Genomic DNA, 3,608 nt, shown 5'->3' on the forward strand with positions numbered 1-3,608 from the left:
CCAGTGTTCATCTTTGAGCATAGTGCGAGGCATAGCGAACGATATCTTTTTTGTGTGAGAACTTAAAGATTAACCGTTCGCTATTTTTTTTGCCAGAAATTTATATCCAATGTTCAACACGCCCTAAACTCTTTAGCTAAGTAATGTCGTAAGCCATCCATTGAGTTTGTCTCAATAAAACTGCCATTAGTAACAAAACCAATTACACCTTTGGTATCAATTCGGTCAGAGGCCCACCGTAATGCTCTAATATAAGAGTCATAAAGCTTACTTTTTCCATCAGTTTTAGAAGAATAATGGCTATATGTATTTAAAATTCTTGAGTCAAGAGTGGGGTATGAAATGTTTGCATTGTCATCATTGGCGCTGTCTTGCCCAGCTGAATAAGGGGGATTACCCATGATGACACGTATATCCAATTCCTTCTGACGTTTACGACGCTCACTGTTATCTTCCAGTAAGTCACTAACTAAGTCACCCTTCTCGTACATTTCAAATGTGTCTGTCAGACAGATACCTTCAAATGGGGTATAACCAATCTCGTTAGCCTCGCTATTATCTTTAGTATTACCTTCTAATATCATTGAATGGTAAACAGTCTCAATATTGATACAGGCGATATAATAAGCTAGCAGCACAATTTCATTAGCATGGATTTCATTATGATATTTATGAGATAGCTTATCTTTTGGAATAAGGCCACTTTGCAGCAGGCGAGTAACAAACGTACCTGTACCTGTGAATGGGTCTAATATATGTACGCCCTCATCAGCCAAACTTGCACCAAACTCGTCGTTTAATACATTCTCAATGCTATGAATAATAAAGTCGACTACCTCAGTAGGCGTATAGACGATACCTAAGCGTTCGGTAATACGCGGGAAGGCGTTTTTAAAGAACTTATCATACAGCTCTAAGATAATTTTTTGCTTACCTTCAGCGCTATGCACACCGCTGGCACGAATCTTCACTGATTCATAGAATGACTCAAGTTGCTTGGCTTCTTTATCCAGTCTATGTGATTCTAAGATGTCCAGTAGCTCTTGCATGGCCACTGAAATAGGGTTGCGCTTAGCAAATTCATACTGCTCAAACAGTGCATCAAACACTGGCTTAGTGATCAAGTGCTGAGCTAGCATTTCAACCACTTCATCATCGGTGATACTGCTGTTTAAGTCATCACGTAGCTCATTAGCAAAGGCATGGAAGGCTTTATGTTCTTTTTCAAATGAAGGGTCTTCTAATATAGCCTCAATACGGTCAATATGAGTATTAGCAATCTTAGCAACATCATTAGCCCAGTCTTCCCAGTGGTGGCGGTTACCGCACTTTTTAACCACTTTTGCATATAGAGCACGCTCAATCTCACCAACCTCAAAGTCCATAGACATTTGCTCAGGCTGAGACTTATCACCAGACCCTATACTACGACCACCCTTGGCTTTCTTGCCAGCCCCTTTGCTTGTGCTTGGCGTTCTTTTTTGCACCTTATCAGTAATGGCGATAACTTCCATTTTACTGGTATCACGGCCATTAAACTCAAGCTTGTTAATCATCGCATCGAAGCTGTCATCATGTGAACGCAGGGCATTAAGAACCTGCCATACTACTTGATAGATTTTATTATCATTGAGCGCATCAGAAGGGTCCATGCCAGCAGGCACCACTACTGGCAAGATGACGTAGCCACGCTCTTTGTTTGGTGCTTTACGCATAACACGGCCAACAGATTGCACCACATCGACCTGCGATTGACGTGGTGTTAAGAACATCACCGCATCTAAGGCTGGCACGTCAACACCTTCTGATAGACAGCGTACGTTAGATAGAATGTGACAAGTGTTGTCTTCTAAATCTTGTTTAAGCCAATCAAGCTTAGCCTGTTTTTCACTGGCGTTCATACTGCCATCGACGTGCTCGCACTCACAATTTAGCCTTAATGAATGTGGGATAACGGCATTGGGGTCTTTTTCTTTTATGGCTGCAAATTCAGCTTCTTGATAAGTCTTAACCACATCGCTAAACATCTCTGAAATGAGCTTAGAAGATACTTTATGACCCTTGCCCTTATAATCTGTACCAATCACCTGACAGAAGGCAACAGCACGCCTCATTGGGTCTTCAGAGTCACTTAAACCATGCTTAGCCAGCGCCTTCCAACAGCCCACAATCTTAGCTGCGTCATCTACGTTCAGTTCGTTGTTTTCATCTGAAATTAACGATTGTAGTCTACGATTAATAACGCTTTCTTCTACGCTCAATACGATGACTTTATAATCGACTAATAAGTTTAAGGCCACAGCTCGTGAGAAGTTTAGAACGTGTAGCTCTTTACCAAACAGCTCTTCTTTGTCCATAGAGAATAGCTCGACACCTTCGGTAGCCTTAGCATCTTCACTATAAATTCGAGGCGTAGCAGTCATATATAGGCGTTTTTTAGCCATGATATTGTCGTTGCTATGCACCATCACAAAAGCAGACTCATCTTCGCCATCAAACTTAGCGCCAGTGGTACGGTGAGCCTCATCACAAATGATTAAATCAAACTCACCAATGTTATGACTCATTTGAGCGTCTGACAGCACATTAATAGAATGGTATGTGCTATACACTACCGTCATATGCTCATCGTCGTGTAGAGTCTTGATAGCATTGGCTAAGCTGACAGCGTTAGTAGTAGAAGGGAAGTCTAAATCAGAACGTGTGGCGATAACTCGGTCATCATCATCTTGCTTGCGTTTGCCTACATCGCTATCTGAACAAACAGCAAAGTTTCTTAACGGCACTTTAGCTTGCTGCGTCCACTCGTTAAGCGTTTGACTCAATAGCGCAAGGCTTGGCACCAAGAAAAGCACTTTCTTACCCTTGCCAGCCATCGTCTCTGCAATGCGTAGTGAGGTGAAAGTCTTACCTGTACCACATGCAAGAATGAGCTTACCTCTCTCAGCATCTTTTAAGCCATTTAGAACAGCATTATGTGCTTCTTGCTGATGCGGTCTTAAATCGAACTTTTCAACAAACTTAATTTCATGGTCTTTGTAATATTCGTCCCAATCAATAGAAGATTCTTCAAGCTCTGATAGGTTAATCATGCTCACTGGTGGATTTTGATTATCCATCATATCAATGGCGTTATCTGTCCATTCAGCGACGGTACTGACAACGATACGATAGCTAAAGTAGCTTTTACCTGACGCACTCATAAAGCTATCAATATCTGATTTGGCCATCTTATGAGTAGGTAAATAATTCTTACACTGAATGGCGTGATGCTCACCCAGATAGTTGGTTGCTACCAAATCAATACCAGTGTCTTTCTTATTAACTATGCCTAACTCATCACCATACTGCTCAACCCAGTCTGCATAGGTCTGAACCTCTTTGTACTCCGTGGCAAACTTTGGCTCATTTTCGAAATATTTAATCATCAACTCTTCGAATAACGTACCTGAATCTCTTTGCGTATGTGCTACTTCACGGTATGAACCGCCCCGGGATTGTCAGAGACTCATTTATCTGAGAGAATACGACAATGAAAACACGAAACTATACCCCCGAAATGAAAGAGCGCGCCGTCCGTATGCTAATTGAAGCTAAAGACGACTACC

1 protein-coding gene is annotated in these 3,608 nt (G+C 41.7%); it reads right to left on the reverse strand.

Annotated features, from left to right (window positions below):
- Window positions 1-113: 113 nt before the first annotated feature.
- On the reverse strand, window positions 114-3,428 hold the full coding sequence (locus tag JMX92_RS13155; protein ID WP_201546125.1) for a DEAD/DEAH box helicase family protein: 3,315 nt from the start codon (window positions 3,426-3,428) through the stop codon (window positions 114-116).
- Between the last annotated feature and the right edge of the window lie 180 nt (window positions 3,429-3,608).

The sequence above is a fragment of the Psychrobacter sp. H7-1 genome (assembly GCF_904846585.1).
Classification (GTDB): domain Bacteria; phylum Pseudomonadota; class Gammaproteobacteria; order Pseudomonadales; family Moraxellaceae; genus Psychrobacter; species Psychrobacter raelei.